Annotated in this window: 17 protein-coding genes, 1 tRNA gene and 2 pseudogenes; 10 read left to right on the forward strand and 10 right to left on the reverse strand. The window is 68.4% G+C overall.

Annotation, left to right across the window (positions count from 1 at the left end):
• The 3 genes from VD972_RS05650 to VD972_RS05660 form a co-directional block, all read right to left on the reverse strand.
• Positions 1 to 705, reverse strand: a 705-nt coding sequence (locus VD972_RS05650; RefSeq protein ID WP_324981897.1) for a LysM peptidoglycan-binding domain-containing protein, incomplete at its 3' end; no start/stop codon positions are given.
• A gap of 229 nt (positions 706 to 934) precedes the next feature.
• On the reverse strand, positions 935 to 1,642 hold the full coding sequence (locus VD972_RS05655) for an expansin EXLX1 family cellulose-binding protein (RefSeq protein WP_324981900.1): 708 nt from the start codon (positions 1,640 to 1,642) through the stop codon (positions 935 to 937).
• Positions 1,643 to 1,753: 111 nt separating this feature from the next.
• On the reverse strand, positions 1,754 to 2,467 hold the full coding sequence (locus VD972_RS05660) for an expansin EXLX1 family cellulose-binding protein (protein ID WP_324981903.1): 714 nt from the start codon (positions 2,465 to 2,467) through the stop codon (positions 1,754 to 1,756).
• 149 nt (positions 2,468 to 2,616) lie between these two features.
• On the opposite strand from VD972_RS05660, the gene VD972_RS05665 reads away from it, so the two are divergent.
• Positions 2,617 to 3,654, forward strand: a complete 1,038-nt coding sequence (locus VD972_RS05665) for a hypothetical protein (RefSeq protein WP_324981905.1) — start codon at positions 2,617 to 2,619, stop codon at positions 3,652 to 3,654.
• Between the two features lie 12 nt (positions 3,655 to 3,666).
• On the opposite strand, the gene VD972_RS05670 is transcribed toward VD972_RS05665, so the two are convergent.
• Together VD972_RS05670 and VD972_RS05675 are read right to left on the reverse strand one after the other, a co-directional pair.
• Entirely contained in the window at positions 3,667 to 8,424 is a 4,758-nt protein-coding gene (locus VD972_RS05670; protein ID WP_324981908.1) for a translocation/assembly module TamB domain-containing protein, read from the reverse strand.
• Between the two features lie 32 nt (positions 8,425 to 8,456).
• Positions 8,457 to 10,592 (reverse strand): BamA/OMP85 family outer membrane protein, encoded by a 2,136-nt coding sequence (locus tag VD972_RS05675; RefSeq protein ID WP_324981910.1) that lies wholly within the window; start codon positions 10,590 to 10,592, stop codon positions 8,457 to 8,459.
• Positions 10,593 to 10,759: 167 nt separating this feature from the next.
• Here VD972_RS05675 and VD972_RS05680 point away from each other — a divergent pair, with 167 nt between their 5' ends.
• On the forward strand, positions 10,760 to 11,062 hold the full coding sequence (locus VD972_RS05680) for a hypothetical protein (protein WP_324981913.1): 303 nt from the start codon (positions 10,760 to 10,762) through the stop codon (positions 11,060 to 11,062).
• 25 nt (positions 11,063 to 11,087) lie between these two features.
• On the opposite strand, the gene VD972_RS05685 is transcribed toward VD972_RS05680, so the two are convergent.
• From VD972_RS05685 to VD972_RS05700, 4 genes are all read right to left on the reverse strand, one after another.
• Positions 11,088 to 12,638 carry a 4-alpha-glucanotransferase gene (locus tag VD972_RS05685; protein WP_324981916.1) on the reverse strand — a complete coding sequence of 517 codons (1,551 nt, stop codon included), beginning with the start codon at positions 12,636 to 12,638 and terminating at the stop codon, positions 11,088 to 11,090.
• A 433-nt stretch (positions 12,639 to 13,071) separates the two neighbouring features.
• Complete coding sequence (locus VD972_RS05690) at positions 13,072 to 13,452, reverse strand: DUSAM domain-containing protein (protein WP_324981920.1); 381 nt, start codon at positions 13,450 to 13,452, stop codon at positions 13,072 to 13,074.
• A gap of 14 nt (positions 13,453 to 13,466) precedes the next feature.
• Positions 13,467 to 13,811 (reverse strand): hypothetical protein, encoded by a 345-nt coding sequence (locus VD972_RS05695; protein ID WP_324981924.1) that lies wholly within the window; start codon positions 13,809 to 13,811, stop codon positions 13,467 to 13,469.
• Between the two features lie 336 nt (positions 13,812 to 14,147).
• Positions 14,148 to 15,680, reverse strand: coding sequence for a serine/threonine protein kinase (locus VD972_RS05700; protein ID WP_324981926.1), 1,533 nt, complete (start codon positions 15,678 to 15,680; stop codon positions 14,148 to 14,150).
• Positions 15,681 to 15,955: 275 nt separating this feature from the next.
• Here VD972_RS05700 and VD972_RS05705 point away from each other — a divergent pair, with 275 nt between their 5' ends.
• From VD972_RS05705 to VD972_RS05740, 8 genes and pseudogenes are all read left to right on the forward strand, one after another.
• Complete coding sequence (locus tag VD972_RS05705; protein ID WP_324981928.1) at positions 15,956 to 16,846, forward strand: hypothetical protein; 891 nt, start codon at positions 15,956 to 15,958, stop codon at positions 16,844 to 16,846.
• A 55-nt stretch (positions 16,847 to 16,901) separates the two neighbouring features.
• Positions 16,902 to 17,188, forward strand: a pseudogene (locus VD972_RS05710) (hypothetical protein); the annotation flags it as partial.
• A gap of 64 nt (positions 17,189 to 17,252) precedes the next feature.
• Positions 17,253 to 17,882: a DNA-3-methyladenine glycosylase gene (locus tag VD972_RS05715; RefSeq protein WP_324981931.1), complete on the forward strand. Its 630-nt coding sequence runs from the start codon at positions 17,253 to 17,255 to the stop codon at positions 17,880 to 17,882.
• 35 nt (positions 17,883 to 17,917) lie between these two features.
• The gene (locus tag VD972_RS05720; RefSeq protein ID WP_324981934.1) at positions 17,918 to 18,550 is read left to right on the forward strand and encodes an RNA polymerase sigma factor; all 633 of its coding nucleotides are present in this window, start codon (positions 17,918 to 17,920) and stop codon (positions 18,548 to 18,550) included.
• A 70-nt stretch (positions 18,551 to 18,620) separates the two neighbouring features.
• On the forward strand, positions 18,621 to 18,860 hold the full coding sequence (locus VD972_RS05725) for a zf-HC2 domain-containing protein (protein ID WP_324981936.1): 240 nt from the start codon (positions 18,621 to 18,623) through the stop codon (positions 18,858 to 18,860).
• Positions 18,857 to 19,903: pseudogene (locus VD972_RS05730) on the forward strand (radical SAM protein); the annotation flags it as partial. The gene VD972_RS05725 and the pseudogene VD972_RS05730, both read left to right, overlap by 4 nt.
• Positions 19,864 to 19,963: transfer RNA gene (locus tag VD972_RS05735), tRNA-OTHER, on the forward strand. The pseudogene VD972_RS05730 and the gene VD972_RS05735, both read left to right, overlap by 40 nt.
• Positions 19,924 to 20,274 carry an endonuclease/exonuclease/phosphatase family protein gene (locus tag VD972_RS05740; RefSeq protein ID WP_324981939.1) on the forward strand — a complete coding sequence of 117 codons (351 nt, stop codon included), beginning with the start codon at positions 19,924 to 19,926 and terminating at the stop codon, positions 20,272 to 20,274. The genes VD972_RS05735 and VD972_RS05740 overlap by 40 nt, the downstream gene beginning before the upstream one ends.
• 398 nt (positions 20,275 to 20,672) lie before the next feature.
• On the opposite strand, the gene VD972_RS05745 is transcribed toward VD972_RS05740, so the two are convergent.
• The coding region (locus VD972_RS05745; protein ID WP_324981942.1) for a dihydrofolate reductase family protein at positions 20,673 to 21,213 on the reverse strand (541 nt) is incomplete at its 5' end.

The raw sequence follows: 21,213 nt of genomic DNA on the forward strand, positions 1-21,213 counted from the left end.
GGCCGGATCGTTGGCGAAGTAGACGTTCTGCCCGTTCTGCCGGCCGCGGCCCGTCACGGTGATCCAGTGGTCCGTGCCGTTGGCGCCGCCGTTGCTGCCGGCCTTGTAGTCCACGCCGATCACCACCGGGCGGCCCTTGTCGATCTGCTTGTTGATGTTGGTGGCGTTGAAGGCGACCTTGCTGGCGCCCAGGCCGCCCATCTGCGCCGCCTTGCCCCAGATCAGCCCGTTGCCCGAGTAGCCGCGGTTCTTGTCCAGCCACGCATCCATCTCACCGGGGTTGATGACCTTGCCGGTGATCTTGCTGACGGCCATCGCCGTCGCCGTCATGGCGCACCCGGCCGCGGCCAGGCTCGAGCTGGTGCCCAGGCGCCGGCTGCCCCACTGCGAGTCGCCCTGGCGGTACATCGGCGTGCCGTCGCGGGACGTCGGGAACTTCCGGCCGTCGTCATCGCGCACAGGCCCCTTGGCCGCTGCGGACGCCTGGGGCGCCGGAGCCGAGGCCCCCGGACGGGAAGGTGCCGGGCGCGAGGCCGGGCGAGAGTCGAACCCATCAGACTTCCCGGGGACATTCAGCCGCTGTCCCGAGAGGATCTTGTTGGGGTTGGAGATGTGGTTGGCCTTTGCCAGCGCCGAGACCGAGGTGTTGAACCGCGCCGCGATGGCGCTGAGGGTATCGCCCTTACGAACTGAGTATGTGGACACGAGAAATTCTCTCCGGTTGAGAGTGACTTGCCCTCGTTTTCGTCGGATTCGAGAATCGAGTTGCGCGATGCAGCAAAGATTTCCACGCAAATGTTCCGGGGTTCGCCCCTCGAAGGCCCTCTGCCAGGATCTCTCGGTGGTTGGTGCGCCTACATCTGTCCCATATGTAGGTAAATTAGATCAACATTCTGATCAATATGGTCTGGAATGACGGGAATTTCAGGGTTGATTAATCCGCCTCGAACTGGGCGGCGCCGTCGACGACGGTGCCCTGGATGACCTGGGGCAGGGTGTCCTCGAGCTGCTGTCCGTCCGAGGCCGTCACGCGGACGCGGACAGGGCCGGGGCCCATGCCCGAGGGCTCGACGAAGTAGTTGTAGTCCTGGCGCGGCACCTCGAGCCAGGCGCCGTCCTTCTGCCACTCGAGCTTCTGGATGGGCAGCCGGTGGTTGCGCACCTGGATGGCCACCCAGTACGGGTTGCTGTCCTCCTTGAAGCGGTAGCGCACGGGCCCTGTCACCGGGCAGGTGACGTACTGCCAGCGGACGGTCGCCTGGAGGTAGTCCGAGGCGCCCATGTTGGAGAAGGCCTCCTTGCTCAGGGCGAGCTGCTCCGCCGTGCACCCCGCGCAGCTGTCGACGATGCGCACCACGACCTTCTTGTCACCGGGGCCGCTGATCTCGGCGCAGGCCCCGCACAGGGCGGAGTTGCCGTAGTCGGTGACGCTCAGCGCGGCGACGTTCAGGTCCTCCGGGCTCGCGTCGAAGTTGCAGTTGCCCTTGCCGTCCGACTCGATACGGATGGCCACGCTCTCCTTCAGATCCGAGATCGGCTTGACGGGCTCCTCCGGCGTCGTGGAGGAGTCGGAGCACGCCGCGAGGCCCAGCACTGCGGCCGCGATGAATACGTGAGGGGAGAGGACGTTCTCGCATCGCATGGAGAAGCTCCTGGTGAGGGGGGTACGCGAGATCATACGCCTCCCCCCCAGGTCCATGCGCGAGGGGGACCTCGTGCAGCCTCCTCTCTCAGCAGACGAGCGGTGGCGCTTCTATTGCAGCGAGAACTGTTTGGCGCCGTTGAAGATCTGGTTGGCTTCGATCTGCGGCAGGGTGTCCTCGAGCTGCTGCCCGTCGGTGGCGGTGATGCGGATGCGCACCGAGCCCGAGCCCATGCCGGAGGCCTCGACGAAGTAGTTGTAGTTCTCGCGCTTCGCCTCGACCCAGGAGCCGTTCTTCTGCCACTCCAGCTTCTGGATGGGGAGCAGGTGGTTGCGCACCTGGATGGCCGCCCAGTGCGGGTTGCTGCCCTCCTTGATGCGATAGCGCACGGGCCCCTCCACCGCGCAGCTGACCATCCGCCAGCGCGTAGACACCCGGCCGGCCTCGACAGGGGAGATCTTCGCGAAGGCCTGTTTGCTCAGGTCCAAGTGTCCTGCAGCGCACTCTGGGCAGCTGTCGACGATGCGCACGCGCACGGTGCCCTGCGGGCCCTCCACCTCCGCGCATGAGCCGCACACCGCGCTGTTGTTGAACTCGGGCGCGTTCATCGCCGCCACGTCCATGTCGTTGGGGCTCTTGTCGTAGCCACAGTGCCCCGCGCCCGTGGCGTCGTACCAGGTGGCGATTCCATTCTTGAACTCGGTCAGCCCGCGGATCCCGTCGATCACCTCGCCCGAGGGAGCGGAGGAGGAGCACGCCGCCAGGCTCAGCATCCAGATCGCGGGGGTGAGGCTTCGAAGAGAGAAGAGGGGAGTGGCTCGCATGAACAGGCTCCTTCACCAGCCATTGCCCTGCTGGTGGGCGGCGATCGTAGCGGTATCAAAACAATGCGCCAATTCTAGAATTAACTGTTTTATTGGAAATCGAGGATAAAATCGGTAAGACGCGCGCCCCCCCCTTCAGAGAGGTCGCGATGAAGCTCCGAGTCTGCCTGCTGCTGCTGCCCGCCCTGTACGCCATGGGCTGTGGCCCTACCGAGAATGAGCCCGTGGTGGATGAGCTGACGGGCGAGGTGCTGCAGGAGGCCACCGTCAAGTACGACATGCACCGGCTGCTCGAGGACGCGGACATCACCGGCGGCGCGTGGATCACCGTGGCCCAGGTGCAGCAGTTCCTCCAGCAGAAGGGCAGCTACCTGGCCGGCTACACGGATCCGGCGTGGGGCAAGACGGCGGCGACGCTCATCGTCGAGCGCTCGAGGGCGTACAACATCAGCCCGCTCTACATGCTGGCGCGCATCCAGACGGAGTCGAGCCTGATCACCAGCGGCACCTCCTCCAACCTGGCGAAGGCCACCGGCTGTGGGTGCCCGGACAGCAGCGGGTGTGACGTGTCCTACGCGGGCTTCGGCAAGCAGGTGGAGTGCTCGGCGAAGAAGATTCGCGGCTACTTCATCGATCTGGATGCGGGCCGCCCGACTATCTCCGGGTGGAAGGTCGGGGTGACGAAGAGCTCGTCGGATCCGTGCTCGGTGAAGCCGGTCACCAAGGCCACCGCCGCGCTGTACACGTACACGCCGTGGGTGGGGGCATACGCCATCCAGTGCGGCAGGACGACGGTGGGCGGCTCGTCGCTGGTGGCCTCCGTCTTCAACCGCTTCAAGGGCGAGTACGCGTGGGGGAACGGGCGCTCGTGCTACTCGGGCACCGTGGACGCCACCGTGGCCGAGTTCACGTGCGTGCAGAGCTCCTCGGACGCGCTCTGGCGGCAGTGCCGGGCGGGCGTCTTCACCGACGGCACGACGACGCGGCCTACGGGCTGCACGACTTCATATCCGTACTGCTCCTCGGCGACGCTGGGCCGCTCCGTGCCCACGCGCACCTGCGTGCAGTCCGCCAGCAACTCGCAGTGGCAGCAGTGCGGCGTCGGGGGCGCGTGGCAGTCCGCCCCCAGCGCTCCCACCTCGGGCGCGGGCCCGGTGGGCTCCTGCTACGAGATCTACGCGCTCTGAGGCGCGCGGGGCTCAGTAGTCCTTGCTCCAGATGAGGTCCAGACCTCCGGAGCGCGCGTCGCCATAGTTGGCCTCCAGGCTCCACTGGGGGCTGAACTGGTACTCGAAGCGGACCGCGTTGGCATTCTCGCGGTCCTGCACCGTGGAGCCCGTGCTGCCGACGCGGCCGGTGTAGCCCACGTAGATCTTGTCCGTGAGGTACTTGCCCACCTCGAGCTGCGCGCCGGTCAGCCCTTCCTCGCCGGCCTCGATGGAGAGCACATCCAGCGGCAGCTCGGCCGCCAGCGCCTTCTGGGCCTGCGAGGCCACCAGCGAGCCCACCACCGAGGCGGCCTGCGAGCCCGTCATCGACGCGCCCGAGTTGCGCTCCAGCGTCCGGCGTCCCGTGGCCAGCAGCGTGTAGATCTCCGTCTCCGACATCGCCGGATCGCTGGTGGGCTCGATGGTGAACTCCTTGCCCTGGCCGCGGATGTGGACGAAGACGGTGACGTTCTCCCGCTCGTTGACGTGCTGGGCGGTGAGGTTGAGGTAGGGCGCCAGCGGCGGGCCGGTGAAGATGACGCGGCTGTTCTCCTCCACGTCGAAGCGGCGCCCCAGCGCGGACACCCGGCCCCGCTGAACGATGACCTCGCCGGAGAGGTAGAGCTCGTCCGTGTAGGAGATCTCGAAGCCCTTCGAGAGTCCCAGCTCGATGTTCACATCCGAGCCGCGGACCCAGAGGTTGCGCGGGGCGTTCACCAGCACCCGGTAGGTGCGCTGGACCTCCTCTTCCTCCTCGGTCTCAACCGAGTCCTCCGGGGGCGGCGGGTCTCCCGCGCCACCCGTCCCCGTGCTCCCTGGGCCCGCCGGCGGGGCCTTGGGAGCGAAGGCGGCATCGCCAGGAGCCACGGCTGCAGCGGCGCCATTGCCCGGGGCAGTGTTGGTGGCGGTGGTGGCGGGCGGTGCGCGCTTGCGGCGGCGCTTCTCCACCGGGACGCCGTCGCGCACCAGGACGATGTCAGGGGCCCGCTCGAGCGGCTGCAGATCCTTGCGCTGGACCTCGGGCAGCTCGATGTGGGCCTCGGGGATGGAGAGCTCGCGGATGTTGACGGTGTCCAGGCTCAAGCTCCCCTCCAGGGTGGCTCGCAGCGAGGCGACGGCCACGAGCTGATCCTCCGAGATGATGGGGAAGTCCTTGAGCTGGCCCTGGCCGGTGAGCTCGAAGGCCCCGCTCTTCGAGCGCACCGCTTCCGCCGTGAGGCGCAGCTCCCCGGAGCCGCCCCGCGCGAACAGCTCCTGGAGCTGGAGGCGCTCCTCCGTCACCTCGAGAGCGACCTGGATGTCCCGGTACTCGCCGAGGCCCATGAGCCCCAGCCGCCCGTTTTTCCAGCTCACGTTGCCCTTCAGGGTGGGGGCGCCCGCGGTGCCAGCAATGCTCGCGTCCGCCTCGAGCACGCCGCCCAGGCTGCGCACCATCTCGTGCGCGCCGGAGAGGAAGGCCATGTCGAAGCCTCGGGCCACCACCTTCACGTCCAGCGGTGCACTCTGGGGCTTCAGGCCCTGCTGCACGGCGGGCAGGGACAGCTCCAATGGAACCCCAGCCCGGAGCAGCAGGGTGCCTCCGGTGGGTGCGGTGACAGTCGCATTCAAGTCCGAGCGCGCGTCCGCATAGGTGTAGTGGAAGTGGGCCTGGCCCAGCGCGAGCTTCCCCACGCCGAGCTGCTGGGCCCCCACGTCGACGACGAGCTCGGGACTTGCGGGGGTGCCGCGCGCGGCCAGCTCCAGGCCGAGGATGCCCTGCAGCCCCTGCTCGCGCAGCGCGGGATCGGCCTGGGCCAGGCCCAGCAGCTCCTTGAGGTGCGTGGGGTGGAGGCGCGCCTTCAATTCGAAGGGCACCCAGCCGATGACGTCCGGATCCTGCATGGCCCCCAGCGGAGCCTCGAGCCGGGCGCTCAGCTCCGCCAGCGGCGCGGCCTTGTCGCCTTCATAGCGGAGCGCCGTCACCTCCGCGCGGATGTCGTCGCCTCCACCGGCCATCGACAGCTGGGCATCCAGCGGGGGCAGCTCGTTCATCGTGACGCGGCGGCCCTGCACCTCCAGCTTGCCCTCTGGGACGAGGACGGAGCCGGACAGGGCGAACTTCGCGGACACGGTGCCGCCCGCCTTCCGCAGGGGCCTTGCCACCGGGGCCGCCTTCACGGCCTCGGGGGACTGGCCCGCTGTGGCCGCCTTCGCGGGCTGGAGCTGATCCGCGTTGGCGATCAAGAAGAAGGGCAGCTCGGTCACGCCGCCCTCCACACTGATGGGCGCGCGCAGCACCTCGTCCGCCGTGGGCGGCTGGGTCATCACCCCGCCGAGCGTGAAGGGCGTCTGGAGCGCCACATAGGCCTCGCGGCCCAGGCCCGTCACGTCCAGGCGGGCGTCCAGCGTGCCATCCGTCGCGTCGGACGCGGCGCTCAGCGTGAAGCCGAGGGGAGCGTCCAGGACGCCCGCTGGCAGGCCCTCGTAGCTGAGCTTCTCGCCCCGCAGCGTGAAGGTGAAGCGTGGGTCTCGCGCGGGGCCGGTCACCTCCAGCACGCCCGTGATGTCCCCGCTCACGGGCTCGGGGCGCCCGAGCAGCTTCCGCACCTCCTCGATGCTGAGGCGCGAGAGGTTGACGCGGAGGCTCAGCTCCTCCTTGCGGCGCCGGAGGACGCCCTGCACCGGCACATCGAAGTCCGCGCTGACGGTGGCGGCGGGCACGCTGGCGGTGAGGGTGCCGGTGGCGCGGTCCTTCAGGTAGGTGCCCTTCAAGGAGGCGCCGATGTCCGTGTACTGCTGGAAGCGGCCGCCCTCGAGCGTGACGGAGAGCTCTGCATCCGGACGGGGCAGGCGCCCCCGCGCGCTCACCCGGGCGGAGACCGTGCCGCCCAGGCCGAGCGACTCGGGCACGAAGGCCCTGGGCAGCTTCGTCAGATCCAGGGCCTCTGCCTGTACGAGCCCGTCCACGCGCTCGCCCTCCTTCACCAGCGTGAGGGCCAGGCGCTGCGTGTCCGAGGTGAGGGTGAGGGCGGGCTTCACCTCCAGGCGGCCTCCGCCGAAGCCCACATGGCTGGAGCCCTGGAGCGTCCACATGGCCTCCGGCCAGGCCAGCGTCATCGCGCTCACGGCGAGGCCTTCCTGGTCCTCGTCCACCGTGCCGGCCAGCGAGAGGCTCATCACCACGTCGCCCGCGGTGCGCACGTTGGCCTCCAACGCGCGGTTCCGCGTGGTGATGGCGGCCGAGAGGCTCTGGAGAATGCGCCCGCTCGTGCGCAGCTCGTCCATCACCAGCGAGGCGTCCAGGGAGAGCGGCCTGGTGACGTCCGGCAGCGCGGCCTTCAGAGAGAGGCCCTTGATCTGGTTGTCCGCGTAGGCCAGGGAGGAGAAGGAGCCCGAGAGCTCCACGCCAGGTGTGCGCAGCGGCCCCTCCAGCTCGAAGTCCAGGGCGCCACTGCCGGACAGCGGCAGCGCCGGGCCCGGACCCAGTCTCCCCACCGTCTGCCCCAGCACCGCGAGATCCGACGCGCTCAGGCTGCCCTTCACCTGGATGCGATCCACCGTGCCCTGGCCGCGCGCGTCCAGCGAGGCGCCCGGCACCAGCACCAGCAGGCGCGAGAGCTGGTAGCGGCCGTCCTTCGCGCTGGCGCGCAGCTCCACGGGCCCGAGCGGCTGCCCCTTGAACTTCGAGGGGGAGACGGTGAGCTCCACCTCGCCGTCGAGCGTCTCCAGGCTCTTGCCGCCGCCGCGCGCGGTGAGGCTGGCGACGATGGCGGTGGTGGCCGCGTTCTCCATCAGCTCCGCGAGGTTGATGTCCCGGGCCTTCAGGGTGACCCCGTCGCTGCGCAGCGTGGCGAGGTTGAAGGAGCCATCCAGGTCCACGGTGGCGCTCCCGGCCTTCACGTCCAGGCCCACCCGAGCCACGTCCCCCTGCTTCTGGGCATTGCCCTCCACGCTGACGGGCACGAGCAGCGGCCAGGAGGGCACGACGGCGCGCGCGGTCGCGGGATCGATCGACAGCCGCTTCAGCTCCAGCCAGGCCTCGCTCAGCCCCCGCATGCCACCGCGGCCCTGCAGCTCGAGCCCGGCCACGGTGAGCTCCACGTCCGCGGAGAGGTTCTGCTCCTCCCCGCCGCTCCGCAGGGACAGCTTCACCGGACCGGTGAGGGGACGGGAGAGGCCGCCGGTGGCCTCCAGGTGCACGTTGAAGGTCTGCTTCGCCGCGCCGTAGCTGGCCCCGCCCGAGGCGTCGAAGTCCTCCAGGCGCACCTGCCGGGTGCCCTCCTCGGTGTCCCCCACGAAGTCGACGTACCCATCCTCCAACTGGAAGTCGTCCAGCGTGAGGCGGAGCGAGCCCGGGCCGGTGTCTGGCTCCTCGGGCTTGGGCTGCCGGGGCTCCAGTGCCCGGGACAGGTTGAGGCCGCGCTCGTCCTGCACGAGGTAGAGGCGCGGGCGCTCCAGCCGCGCGGAGGTGAGCACCACGTGCTGGGCCGCCAGGGGGGTGAGCGAGAGGCGCGCCTCCACCCGCGCCACCTCGGCCACCAGCTCCCCCTCGGGGGTGTAGAGCTTCACGTCCCGCAGGGTGAGCCCCGAGAGGCTCAGCTCGACCGAGCCTGCCTCCAGCTTCCCAGAGAGCTGCTCGTTGGCCACCGTCACGGCCTTGCCGAGCGTCCAGCGCTCACCCGCCGGCGAGGTGAGCCAGCCCACCGCCCCGGCCACCAGCAGCAGCACCAGCGCCACGAGGCCCACCACGCCCCAGACGATGCGCCGCACCCAGCGCCTCCAGGGCGCATGCCTCACGTCCTTCAAAACGCTTCTCCGATCGACAGGTGCAACGTGCAGAGCCCCTCAGGGGCTCCCGCGTACGAGCCCTCCTTGCTCCCCAGGCCGAAGCACGTGCCAGCAGGGTAGGTGTACCCGCCCGTCTCCGGTAACTGGAACAAGGGGGAGCCGATATTCAGCCGCCGGGCAATGTCCACTCGAATGGGCCCCACGACGGTGAGGTACCTCAGGCCCAGCCCCAGCGCGTGGTAGGGCTGGTAGTGCAGGGGGTTGTAGCAGCGGGCCGTGGGATCATCGCAGCCGACGTTGCCGGTGTCCCAGAAGGTGGCAACCACCAGGCTCTCCGTCAACCGGTAGCGCACCTCGAGCGACGTCTCCAGGAGGCTGTTGCCGCCCACCGGGACGGTGATGAATTGGGGCGGGATGACGGGGTCCGCCGTCGGATCCCCCGCGCTCGTCACCACGGGGACCTGGGGCGACAGGCGCCGGCTGTTGAAGCCTCGCATGGAGTTGCCGCCACCCGAGAAGAAGCGGGTGACGACGGAGCTCTGCGCGCCCTTCTCATCCTCGTACTTGCTGCGGTAGGGCCGGAGCGTGCCCAGCCGCAGCTTCGCCGCCACCGTGAGCCGCTGCTCCAGCCCGAAGGTGCGGTAGTAGCGCAGGTCTGGCAGCAGCCGGATGTACGTGAAGTCGCCGAACAGCGGCCCACCGCCTCCTTGGATGGAGAGCGCGGCGTAGTAGCCGTTGCGCGGATCAATGGGGTTGTCCCGGCGGTCCCACTCGACGGTGGTCTCCAGGTAGCTGAGCGCGATGTTGCAGTTGACCGACGTGGGATCACACCCGAGCGTGATGGGGGGCACGTCCTGGTTCGCCGTCACCGTGCCCTGCAGCCGATAGACCTCCAGGTTGTAGGAGGGGAAGACGGACAGGTCCGGATGCGGCTGCCAGATGACGCCGCTGCGCAGGCGCCCGCCCAGGAAGGAGTACGCCTGCTCCAGGCCCTTCTCCCCCGAGAGCGAGGTCTGCAGGCGCAAGTCCCTGAACAGGAACCGCGGCTGCTCGAACTCGGTGGTGGCATCGAAGATGACGCCGCTCTTGACGTCGTCCTCGCCCCGGCTGGCGGCGTAGAACGAGGGCAGGTAGGCATAGCCGACCCGCCCCCTCACCGTGAGGCGGCGCAGCCCGCCGAAGATGTTCCGGTTCGTCCACTCGGCCAGCAGACGTCCCTCCTGGCGGGTGGCATCCACGCCCAAGCCACCGCCCAGGCGGACGGAGCGCAGCGGCGCCTCGCGCACGTCCACCACCACTGGCACGGTGGCGGCCTCCCGGTCCGGCGCGCCGCGGTTGACCTTCACCGCACCGAACACGCCCATGGCGAACACGCGCGCCTGGGCGTCCGCGAGCGCCGTCTCGCTGTACCACTCTCCCTTGCGCACGGCCCCCTGCGCCTGCTCGATGATGCGCCGGGGCGCCACCTGCGGGTTGCTGTCCGTGGCGACGAAGATGTTGCCGAACTTGTAGCGCGGGCCCGGCTTCACCTGCAGCTCCACCGCGGCCTCGAGCGTCCCCACATCGACCTGCGTCTCGCCGCCCACCTCGGCCTCCGCGTAGCCCAGCTCGCGCAGCCGCCCCTGGAGCAGCTCCTTCACGCCCTCCCAGTTCTCCTCCCGGAAGACCTCCCCCGGCTTCAGCGGCAGCTCCACCCGCACCCGCCGCTGGTGATCCTCGGGCAGCTGCTCCAGCCCGCGCAGCTCCACGGTGGAGATGCGCGTGGGCTCGCCCTCTCGCACCACGGCGATCAAGGACACCGCTTCCTTGCCCTCGGGCTTCACCGTGTCCGGGGCCGGGGAGATGACCTGGGCCTGGTAGTAGCCCTCGGCCTGGTAGAAGCGCTCGATGCGCCGCAGGTCCGCCTGCCACGCGTTGGGATCGAACCAGGCAGGGCCCTTGTCGAAGGGCCAGAGCGGCTCCCACCACGGCGTCTCCGTGGTGAGGATCTTCGCCTTGATGTCCCCCTCGTCCACCTGATCGGTGCCCTCGATCTTCAGGTCCTTCACCTCCAGCGCGTCGGGCCGCGGCTTGGCGGTGGCACAGGCGCTGGCGAGGGCCAGGAGCAGGAGGGGGGCGATGAGGCGGTGTCGGAGGAGAGCCACGTCCACGGGGACTGTTCATATCCATTCCCCTGCGGGTTGACCCGTCCGCCGTGCATCAAACTGGCTGACTCTGTCGCGTATCGAGACTCGGGGCCCGCTCGGAAGGGCAGATCCCTGACATTTGGAGCCGTCAGACGTGCAAGCAGGCCCGGCCTGGGCGAGAGTGCTACCCCATGATCTGGAAAATGAGGGGGCTGCTGGGTGTGGCCCTGGTGGCAGTGCTCTCCTGTGGGCCGGGCAAGGACGATGCCATGCGCCTCAAGGAGGGCGCCAACCTGGATGATGTCATCGAGTGCCCGGCGCTGATCTGCGCGGACCTGGAGCAGTTCTGCACGGAGCTGCTCTTCGACTACGGCCGCTCGCCGCCGCTGTGTGTGGACTCCAACATCTGCGAGCGGATGGATTGCCTGAAGGAGGGGCGCCGGTGCGTCCTCTTCGACGGCATCCCCATCCAGGCCCGCTGCATCGACGACTGACGCGACGGCTTGCGGCGCAGGGGCCTCAGCGGCGCGCGGAGGCGGTGAGCCACGCCAGCCGCTCGGCCGCGCCACGCGACTGCGGATCCTCGAGCAGCTGGTCCACGTCCTGGGTGATGCGGTAGGCCCAGTTGCTGTCGCTCATGGTGCCCGGCAGGTTGATGCGCTCGCGTGTGCCGAGGATGTCCTGCCAGGGCAGCACGCACAGGTTGCTGCTGGAGTTGAGCGCGGCGGCCAGCATGGCGCGGTGCACCTCGGGGGTGAACTCCTTCGTCACGGTGACACCCTGGAACTCTGGCCACGCGTGGGCCACGGCGGCGCGCTCGTCGTCCCGGGCTGTCTCCCACCAGTCGGCCATGGGCTCCGTGTCGTGGGTGCCCGTGGTGACCAGGGAGATGGCCGGGTACTGGTGCGGATGGCGATACACGTGCGCGTCCCGCTCCCACCGCATCACCCGGTACCCGGGCAGCCCCAGCTCCGCGAGGATCTTCCGCACGAAGGGAGGCACGACGCCCAGATCCTCGGCGATGATGCCCGCGTCCTGTGACAGCAGGCGGAAGTGCCGCTCGCCCAGCCGCTTGTGGCTCTCCTCGTCCGGGGGGATGAAGCGCCCGGTGGGCGTCTTCTCGTCGCGGATCCACTGGCGGAAGTAGCCCACCGCGTGGTCCACCCGGCGCAAGTCGTAGTAGCTGGCCGCCTTCACCGCGCGCGCCTTGAGCCAGCGGTAGTCTTCCTGCTCCATCGCCGCGAAGTCGAAGTAGGGCAGGCCCCAGTCCTGGCCCGTGGCGGAGAAGTCATCCGGCGGCACGCCCAGCCGCGCGTCCCGGCGGAGGATGGCCGGGTGCGCCCAGGTGTCCGCGCTGTCCTGGCCGATGATGAAGGGCTCGTCTCCGCACAGGAGGATGCCGCGCGCCTGGGCCTGCGCGCGCACCTGGTTCCACTGCTGCTCGGCCACCCACTGCAGCCACGCGTGGTAGCGCACGCGCTGCTCCAGGCGGGCCCCCTCGGTCTTGAGCGCCTCGGGCTGGCGCTCTCTCAGCGGCTGGGGCCACTCCCACCACGCCCGGCGCTGCTCGTGCTCGGAGATGGAGGTGAAGAGGGCGTAGCTCTCCAGCCACTCGCCCTGGGCCTCGCGCCACGCCTGGAAGTCCCGGGCCCGTGCCGTCTTCGCGGCCCACTCGTGCTGCTCGAAGTGCGCGAAGGCGCGGCCGAAGGCGGCGTCCTTGAGCGGGAACACCAGATCGTAGCGGATGCGGTGGGCCGCGCGCGCCTCGGCCAGCTGGCGCTTCTGCTCCTCGGAGAAGGCCGCCTCGCCGCCGGTGGCCTGGAACTCTGGCAGCTGGTGCACATCGATGAAGAGCGGGTTGAGGCCAAAGGCCGAGCGCGTGGCGTAGGGGCTCGAGTCCCCCGGCGCGGTGGGCAGCAAGGGCAGCACCATCAGCACCTTCTGGCGGGCCTCACTCATCCAGCGGAGGAGGCCTTCAATGGCGCCGAAGTTGCCGATGCCAAAGTCCGTGCGCGAGCGCAGGGAGAACACAGGAAGGAGGAGACCGGAGAGCCGGCCAGTAGGGAGCATAGGCGCGCAATCTGCCCCACCCACCGGCGGCTGTGAACTGTTTGCGCACCCGGCGGAGACATCCATCCGCTCGGATGCTCGCCCGGCGGCTGTTCAGCGGATGGCGTTTGAGGTGCCGGCTGTTGTACCGAGGTACAGTTCCCCGCCTGCGCAGGACTCACACCACAACGAATGTGGGTCCGGTGAGCCCTTCCACCTCGAGGGCTCGTTTGAGCTCCTCGCAGTCCCACCCCTACCGAGCGGCTGAGCGCCACCGGGGCTGAGCGCGCTGGCCTGGGCTCCATCCCGATGCCGCCTGGCTGCTCGCCCGGTGGAGCTTCATTGGGCGTCAACGCTCCGTTCTCCCCCGGTACCTCGATAAGGGTGCCGCCCGGCTCCGTAGTCCCGGGAGTCCTTGAAGCCGGCCTTCTGCGCCGGCTCTTCTTCCGGATTGCTACTCCACTTCGCCAAGCCTTCTTAGCTGCCCTTTGGCAATGCTCCGATAGTGCGGCACTACCTCTACGGCCAGTAGGTCACGCATCTGTTGCCGTGCCCCTTCAAGGTCCCGCGCGTCTCGAAGGCTATACATCCGATGAAGGGCACGTGAGAGGCGGTGCGAGCCGTCGCGAATTCGTCCCTGGATTTTCTGGAGCAGAGCAGTAGCGCTCTCCGCGCTCCCGAGGGCGGCATCTGCCTCGGCCGCGCTGATGGCCACTGTTGGCGCGGTACGCCTTAGAAGGGCGCGTACTTCGTCAGTGAGTACGAGGGCTCTACCCTGCTGGACCTGATTGTCCAGCACCCAGATCTCATTCCAATCCGCGTCTCCAGCGTCCATCGCCGTTACCTCTCCTACTCACCGGGCGGCGAGCGCATCTTGAACGGCCACTGCTGCTGCCCCTCGCAACGCCGGAGGCAAGCGTAGCAGGAGCCCCGCCAGTCCGGTTCGGTCTGGCAAGCCACGTAGGTTCGGATGCACTCCTGCTTCCACTCTGGCAAGTGGGCGTTGTTGGCGAAGTCGTCCTCCTTCGCAACGTCTCCTTCCGCTGCCTCCGCCTCGTGCTGTGTGGCCATGGTCGCGGTCTGCGCGTCCCCGCCGAGCTTCTCCAGGGCCGAGAGGATGCGCGCCGCTTCGAAGGGATCAGCGCCGCAGTTCTCGACGAAGGTGAGGGGATGGTTCTGGATACAGCAGCTCATCGAGTTCCAGCAGGCTCCAGCAGCCTGGGCCAAGTAGAGCTGATCGCTCGGGGCGGTCGGCCGGTTTGGGGCGGTTGAGTGGCTCGGCTCGGGGGCACGGCTCGCGGTGGAGTGTGCTCCCGACGAACAGCCCCCCATCAGCCCTGCGAGGATGACCGGCAACCCGAGCGCAAAGACACGTCTCGGTGAATTCATGTATTCCATTTCGAATTCCTAGCACGGACCGTTGGACCCGTTCGCTACTGCCAACCAGTTGGCACTGGACCTCTGCCCCGTTCGCTACTGCCAACCAGTTGGCACTGGACGCACGCACGCTTGGCACGCATCGGGAGAGGCTCACTGCTCGCGCACGGGGTGGGAGGTAGGCTGACGTTCCTTGAGGGGGCTGGGCACGTAGCACGTGCCCTGGAGCAAGGTGCCCTTGATCACCTCGCACTCCTCGCGCTGCAACTTTACCCAACACCCTCCATTGAGGGGGACCTGCCGCGGGTGAGGGCATCGCCCCTTCGCATCGGGCCGCGCCTGGTCCGGGAGAGGTTCAGGGAGTGTGTCCTGGCCCTGCACTCCTGGCAGGGAGGGAGTGGGGGAGGCCACCATGGCTGCGCTCGCCGCATCCTCTCCAAGCCCTGCCTCGCCACCGTCTTCCCGGTGGGCCTCGCGCGCCTCAGGCCTGAGGAGAGAGGCAAGCTCGGGGAACACCTTGGGAGTGAGCCACCCGAGCCAGGCGCCCAGGGCCAGGAGCGCTGCTGCCGTCGCGAGCTGAAGGCGCCAAGGCCGCTTGCGCTCGGGAGGGCTGACACGCTCAGCGGAACCTTTCGAGAGAGAGGACACCTCGGGAGCCTGAGAGTGCGCCGTGGCAACCTCCTGGGCCTGTGGGAGGGGAGGAGGCCTGGAAGTGGCAGCGGCCTGCGGGCCTGAGTCCGCCGAGGGAGGCGCCTTCTGGACGAAGAGCGAGCGGGTGCTCTCGGGGAGGGAGAGCTGCGCGGCCTGCTCCAGTGCCTCGGCCAGCTCTTGCGCGGTGCCACGCTGCTCGGGGCGCACCGAGAGCATGCGGAGGATCAGGGCATCGAGCCGCACGTCCACACGGGGGTTGAGAGAGAGCGGAGGGGGAGAGGCCAGGCCCTCCACGTGCCAGGTGCCAGCCTCATCCTGGGAAGGCTCCCCGAGCTCGGGGTACTGGCCGGTGACGAGGCGGTAGGCGGTGACGCCCAGCGAGTACAAGTCATCGGTGGGCTGAGCGGAGTAGCGGGCCTTGGGGTCTCGGAAGAACTGGAGCTCGAAGAGCCAGGCCTCCGGAGAGCGGTAGGCGGGGGTGCCCGGCGGCAGGATGTCGGGGGTGAGGGTGGTGGCATCCGGGAAGACGCCGGAGCCAAAGTCGATGAGCAGGGCGCGACTGTCGGAGCGGCGCACCAGGACATTGTCGCCTTTGAAGTCCCGGTGGAGACAGGCCTTGGCATGCACGGCCTGGAGGGCGCGAGCCAGCTGGGCCAGCAGCGCGAGCACCTGCTGGGAGGAGGGGAGGTGCAGGCGGGCCCAGTCATACAGGGGCGCTCCGTCCAGCCAGTCCATGACGAGGAACGGGTAGAGGGTGCCGCCCGGATGCTGCCAGTCCCCGGAGTCAAACAGGCGCGGGACGCTGGGGTGTCGCACGCGGGCGAGCACCTCCCACTCCCGCGCGAAGCGAGGATCTCTGGGCAGCAGTGCGAGCTTGAGAGCCTTGGGTCGTGCCTGGGGATTGTCCACGGGGACGACCTGGTAGACGGCGCCGTGGACGCCGCGGCCCGCCCCGGCCACCACGAGCCAGGAGCCCACCAGGGTGCCAGGGGGAAGGTGCGCTGGGTTGAGAGTGGGGGCTTGGGGTGTCTGCATGGGGCGCCTCAAGTAGGAGAGAGACACCATACCTCAAGGGTCGCGCTGCCTGAGCGTCCAGCCCCTCCCTCTGCTGCGGGCGCTGCCTGAGCCCGCGAACACTTACAGGCGCTCTTACCAACCCGTCGACAGTGGGAGCTGTCGAGCTGCCCACCGATTCTCTGCATCGTCTCCCCCGTTGTCGGCTCATTCAATTCGAGGGGACTGATCGGCCCCAGCAGACACCAGAGAGAAGCCGGTACGCGCCGCCCCCACATGTTCACACGGAGATTCATATGAAGCGTATCTGCACCGCCCTCGCAGTTCTCCTCCTGAGCTGCTTCACCTTCGCCGCCCACGCGTCGGGACTCACGATCACCTCCCCAACCCGCGGCGTCGCGGTCAGTACCTGCGACTACGACGCACAAGCCATCTGCTCCGTGACCTGGAACGGCAAGCAGTTCATCAACGACTACGACCACGGTCGCCAGCTCCAGTCCGCAGCCTCGTTCGACGGTCGGGGCGAGAACTACAACCCGACCGAAGCCGGTTCCTCGATCGTCCACGACGGCAAGAACCCCTCGCCGTCCAGCTCCATCGTGTACAACTACTCGACGCTGGCTTCGCCCCCGACCATCAAGTCGGTTATCAACATGGCGTATTGGAACCCGGTCAACGGCGTCAAGGTCTCGAACTGGGTGCACAGCAAGAACGTGGCCCTCTACGAAGGCATCTATGCCACGTACATGAAGTACGACGTCCAGATCGGCGCGTACAGCCAAGAACCCGCTCACTCGACCGGCACCTTCGAGTTCCTCACCGGCTATATGCCCACCGAGTTCTCGCGGTTCTATACGCTCGACGTCAAAGGCACCCAAGCACTCACCGCGATCTCCGAGTGCCCCAGCGGCACCGTCTGCTCGCCGGAACAGCCGCTCCCGCTGATCTTCGCAACCACGAATGGCAGCCACGCCATGGGCATCTACAACCGTGCGTCCCCGCAAGCCGACTTTCCCGTAGCGGGCTACGGCCGCTGGCGCTTCCCGGACACGGTCAAGTGGAACAACGTCTTCCGCTACTCGAACATCCAACCGCGCGTCACCTACTACTACACCTCCTACGTCGTGGTCGGCACCCTCACCACGGTTAAGCTGCAGATGCAACACCTCTACAACAGCGGGCTCTGACCCTTCATCCCACCGCAGTACCCCCGAAAACCCGCACCTCGTGCTCGCTGAGCAGGACATCAACTACCAGTTCTGGCATGAGGAGTTCCCGAGAGTCTTCGAGCGGCACAACATTGATGAGCATGCCGTACCCGCGGTGGGCGCTACCTGGGCCCGGTGCTGGTGCGCAACCTGGGCGGGCAGTGGATCCCGCGCCAGAAGCTCGAGGAGGCGCAGGTGCGCGTGGGCAACCGGGTGTGGCTGCCGTTCCTCCGGGCCCGGCGGTACATGCGCTCGTGCCAGTCGCTGCTGGACTTCTCGCTGACCCAGCTCTACCGCGAGGCCGAGCGCCACCGGGGCTGAGCGCGATGGCTGGGCTCCCTCCCGCTCCAGCCGCTTGGTTGCTCGATCGGTGGGGCTTCCGTGGATGGCGCTCGAGGTGCCGCCCGTTGTACCGGGTACACTTTCCCGCCCCACCGTGCGTCTGCCCGAGTCCTTCTACACGCGCCCCGCGCTCACCGTCGCCCGAGAGCTGCTCGGCGCCCACCTCGTCCTGGAGGAGGGGCGCCAGCGCCGCGTGGGCCGCATCGTCGAGACCGAGGCCTACATCGGCGAGCACGACCTGGCGTGTCATGCCGCCAAGGGGCTCACCCCGCGCACCGAGGTCATGTTCGGGCCGGCGGGGCGCGCCTACGTGTACCTCATCTACGGCATGCACCACTGCTTCAACATCGTCACCGAGGCACCAGGCATCGGCGCGGCCGTGCTGATCCGGGCCGTGGAGCCGGTGGAGGGGCTGCCCCCCCAGCTCCGCACGGATGGGCCCGGGCGCCTGTGCCGTGCCTTTGGCATCACCCTTGCGCATAACCGCTTGGATCTCCAAATATCCCCCCTGTACGTGGTGGAGGGCGAGGGGGTGCCGGAGGCGCGAGTGGCCCGGGGGCCGCGGGTGGGCGTGGAGTATGCGGGGGCCTGGGCGGCCGAGCCCTTCCGGCTGTGGGTGAAGGACAGTCGCCACGTGAGCAGGCGCCCGGCTCGGGGTGCCCGTCGTTCTTGACGTGGGCCGTCGTGGCTGGAAGGGTGCGTCCAGAAATGTCCGAACAGGTCGCCCCAGCTCCGGAAGACCGCCAGGAAGAGGACCGGCTGCTCCTGTCGCGTGCGCAGGCGGGGGACATGGCGGCCTTCGAGGCGCTGGTGGAGGCGCACCGGGACAAGGTGTTCGGCCTGGCGCTGCGGATGACGCGCTCGGAGGCGGACGCGGCGGAGATCGCCCAGGATTCCTTCCTGTCGGCGTACCAACACCTCAAGGATTTTCGCGGGGATGCGGCCTTTGGCTCGTGGGTACACCGCATTGCGGCAAACCACGCGCTGATGCGGCTGCGCCACCGCCGGGTGGTGCAGGCGGCGGAGAACGAGATCAAGGGGCCGGAGTTCACCGACTGGGGCTCGCTGACGGAGTACCCGGAGCGGGACTGGAGCCGGGACGCCGAGGAGAAGGCGCTGGACGCGGAGCTGGGGCAGGCCATCCAGCAGTCGGCGGATCGGCTGCCCGAGGGGTACCGGGAGGTCTTTCTCTTGAAAGACGTAGAGGGCCTCAGTTACGAACAGATCTCCGAGCTGACAGGGGACTCTGTGCCGGCCATCAAGAGCCGGCTGCATCGGGCGAGACTTGCCCTGAGGGAGGCCATCGACCAGTTCTACAACCAGGGCAACCCGCAGGAGTGAAACGCCCGGGCGCTCTGGGCATCTTCGGCAGTGGGGAAGTGATTCGAGGAAGGCTGCGGTCGAGGTTCGGATGTACACCTGCAAAGACTCCATCAACCTCCTGCTGGACTTCCTCGATGGCGAGCTGACGCCTGAGGACACGCAGCACCTGCGAGAGCACCTGCAGGGTTGTTCTCCCTGTGTAGACTTCCTGCGGACGTACCGGGCGACGCCGGGCCTGTGCAAGCGGGCGCTGGCGCACAAGATGCCGCAGGAGATGTCCACGAAGCTGACCGAGTTCCTCCGGTCGAAGATCAAGTCCGCATCGTGAACCTGAAACAACTGTCGCTCCCGGAGCTGGAGCAGGCGCTGGCCCCGTTGGCGCCCACCCCCACCGCGATTCGCAAGGTGTTCGCCGCCGTCTTTGCGCACGGGGCTGGCACGGTGGAGGACGTGTGCCGGGCCCCTCAGGTGCCCAAGAGGGTGGCCGAGCACCTGCGGGCCCACGCGGAGCTGCCGCGCCTAGAGGTGGTGGAGCGGCGCAAGGCGGAGGACGGCTTCGTGAAGTACCTCTTCGCCTCGCCTCTGGGGGGGCGGGTGGAGGCGGTGAGGATTCCGATCTTCGAGGAGAAGTACATCGTCTGCGTGTCGAGCCAGGTGGGGTGCGCGCTGGCGTGTGACTTCTGCATGACGGGGAAGCTGGGGTTCCAGCGCAACCTGAAGACGTGGGAGATCCTGGATCAGGTGCTGCAGGTGAGGGCGGAGGCGGACCGGCCGGTGCGCGGGGTGGTGTTCATGGGGATGGGGGAGCCGCTGCTCAACTACGCGGAGACGATCCGGGCGGCGCAGGTGCTCTCGAATCCGGCGGGCCTGGCCATCTCCGGCACGTCCATCACGTTCTCCACGGCGGGGATGGTGCCGCAGATCCGGCGGTACACGCGGGAGGGGCACCCGTACCGGCTGACCTTCTCGGTGACGAGCGCCATTCCGGAGAAGCGGCTGAAGGTGCTGCCCATCGAGAAGGCGCACCCGCTGCCGGAGCTGGTGGAGGCCATCCGCGAGTTCACGCAGGTGCGGCGCGAGCGGGCGATGATCGCCTACGTGGCCATCTCCGGGTTCAACCTGGGGCTGGAGGATGCGCTGGCGCTGAAGGAGACGTTCGAGGGGATCCCCATCAAGGTGGATCTGATCGACGTGACGGATCCGACGGGGAAGTACCAGCCGCCGACGGCGGAGGAGCTGAAGGCGTTCCGGGATCACCTGCAGGTGCTGAAGTCACCCATCGCCCGGCGGTACTCGGGGGGGAAGGACATTGGCGCGGCGTGCGGAACGCTGGAGGCGAGCCAGTACGGCGGCACCCTGCTGAGGCCCCCCGTCTCTGGCACGTAGCAGGGATGGGACTGGGAGCTGCGGGTTCGATTGCCGCCGCTTCCAATACCTCGAGGAGCTGGTCCCGGCGGGACCCGGAGGCGCTGTGGGTCGTGTGCGGCGACTTCAACGCGCAGCCTGGGGATCCGCTGGTCCGAGCGTTCGCAGCGGCCGGGCTGCTCGATGCCTACGAGGGGCGGCACCAGCCGACCTGCAACGCGAACGGCAGGGCCAAGGCGATCGACTTCCTCTTCCACTCGCGCGCGCTGCAGGCGCAGCCGGTCCGGCTTCCGGAACTGGACGACCGGACGCCGATGCCGTCGGAGACCGAGCCCTCCGATCACCTGCCGATCGCCGCTCGGCTGCTGCGCGCCTGATCGCTCGGACAGGCAGTGACTTGAGCAGCTATGCTGCTACGGAGCGCGTGGCGCGCTGGCGCTGGAGCGTTTGTCACGAGCTTCAGGACGGCCGCATCGCCTATCGGATGAAGCGCCCGCTGCCGGACGGCGCCACGCACCTCTTCTTCACCGAGCTGGAACTTTTACGGCGTGTGGCGCCGCGGGGTGTTGAGGCTCAAGCCGCCCAGCCAAGAGAGCCAAGCCCCTGCCGCGCACCTCATGGGAGCGCGCCGACATCCGTAACCGTATAGCCCGGATAGCTTCATCCACTTGTTAGGCAGCGCTTCGCGAGGGCATCGCGTCTCGTGGCGAGGCGGTGGAAGGCCTGGCCCGAGTTGCTCCATGATACGGCCGACTCGGGCTAACAAGCCCGATGGCTACCTTCTCGGCTCATACCGCATCGCCACCGCCCCCGAGCCGAACTCCAGCCGGCCCACGAGCTTCAAGTCGACACGCTTCGATAGCCCCGCGAACAAGGTCGGCCCATGGCCCACTATCCTGGGCTGCACCACGAACTCGTACTCATCGATCAATCCCAGCTCCGCCAACGCCAGCGGGAGCTTCACGCCTCCCACGAACAGTCCCTTACCAGACTCCCGCTTGAGCTGCTGAACGGCCTTGCCCAGATCCCCGCGCACGAGCTCCGCGTTCCAATCGACCCGCTCCAGGGTGCTCGACACGACGTACTTCTTTGCCGCGTCGATCGTCCGGGCGAAGGGTTCCATCCAATCAGGCCTCGCTCCCGTCCGCGCCGGCGGCCGAAACGCTGCCTCCATCATTTCGTAAGTCACCCGGCCAAAGAGGAGGGCATCGGCCTGGGCGAGGTTCTCGACCGCGTGACGATGCAAGTCTTTCAAGTCTTCGTCCGGGACTATTGCTCGATGATCGCAGCACCCGTCCAACGTGACGTTGATGGAA

Origin of the sequence: Hyalangium sp. (assembly GCF_035629615.1) — a bacterium.
Lineage (GTDB): Bacteria > Myxococcota > Myxococcia > Myxococcales > Myxococcaceae > Hyalangium.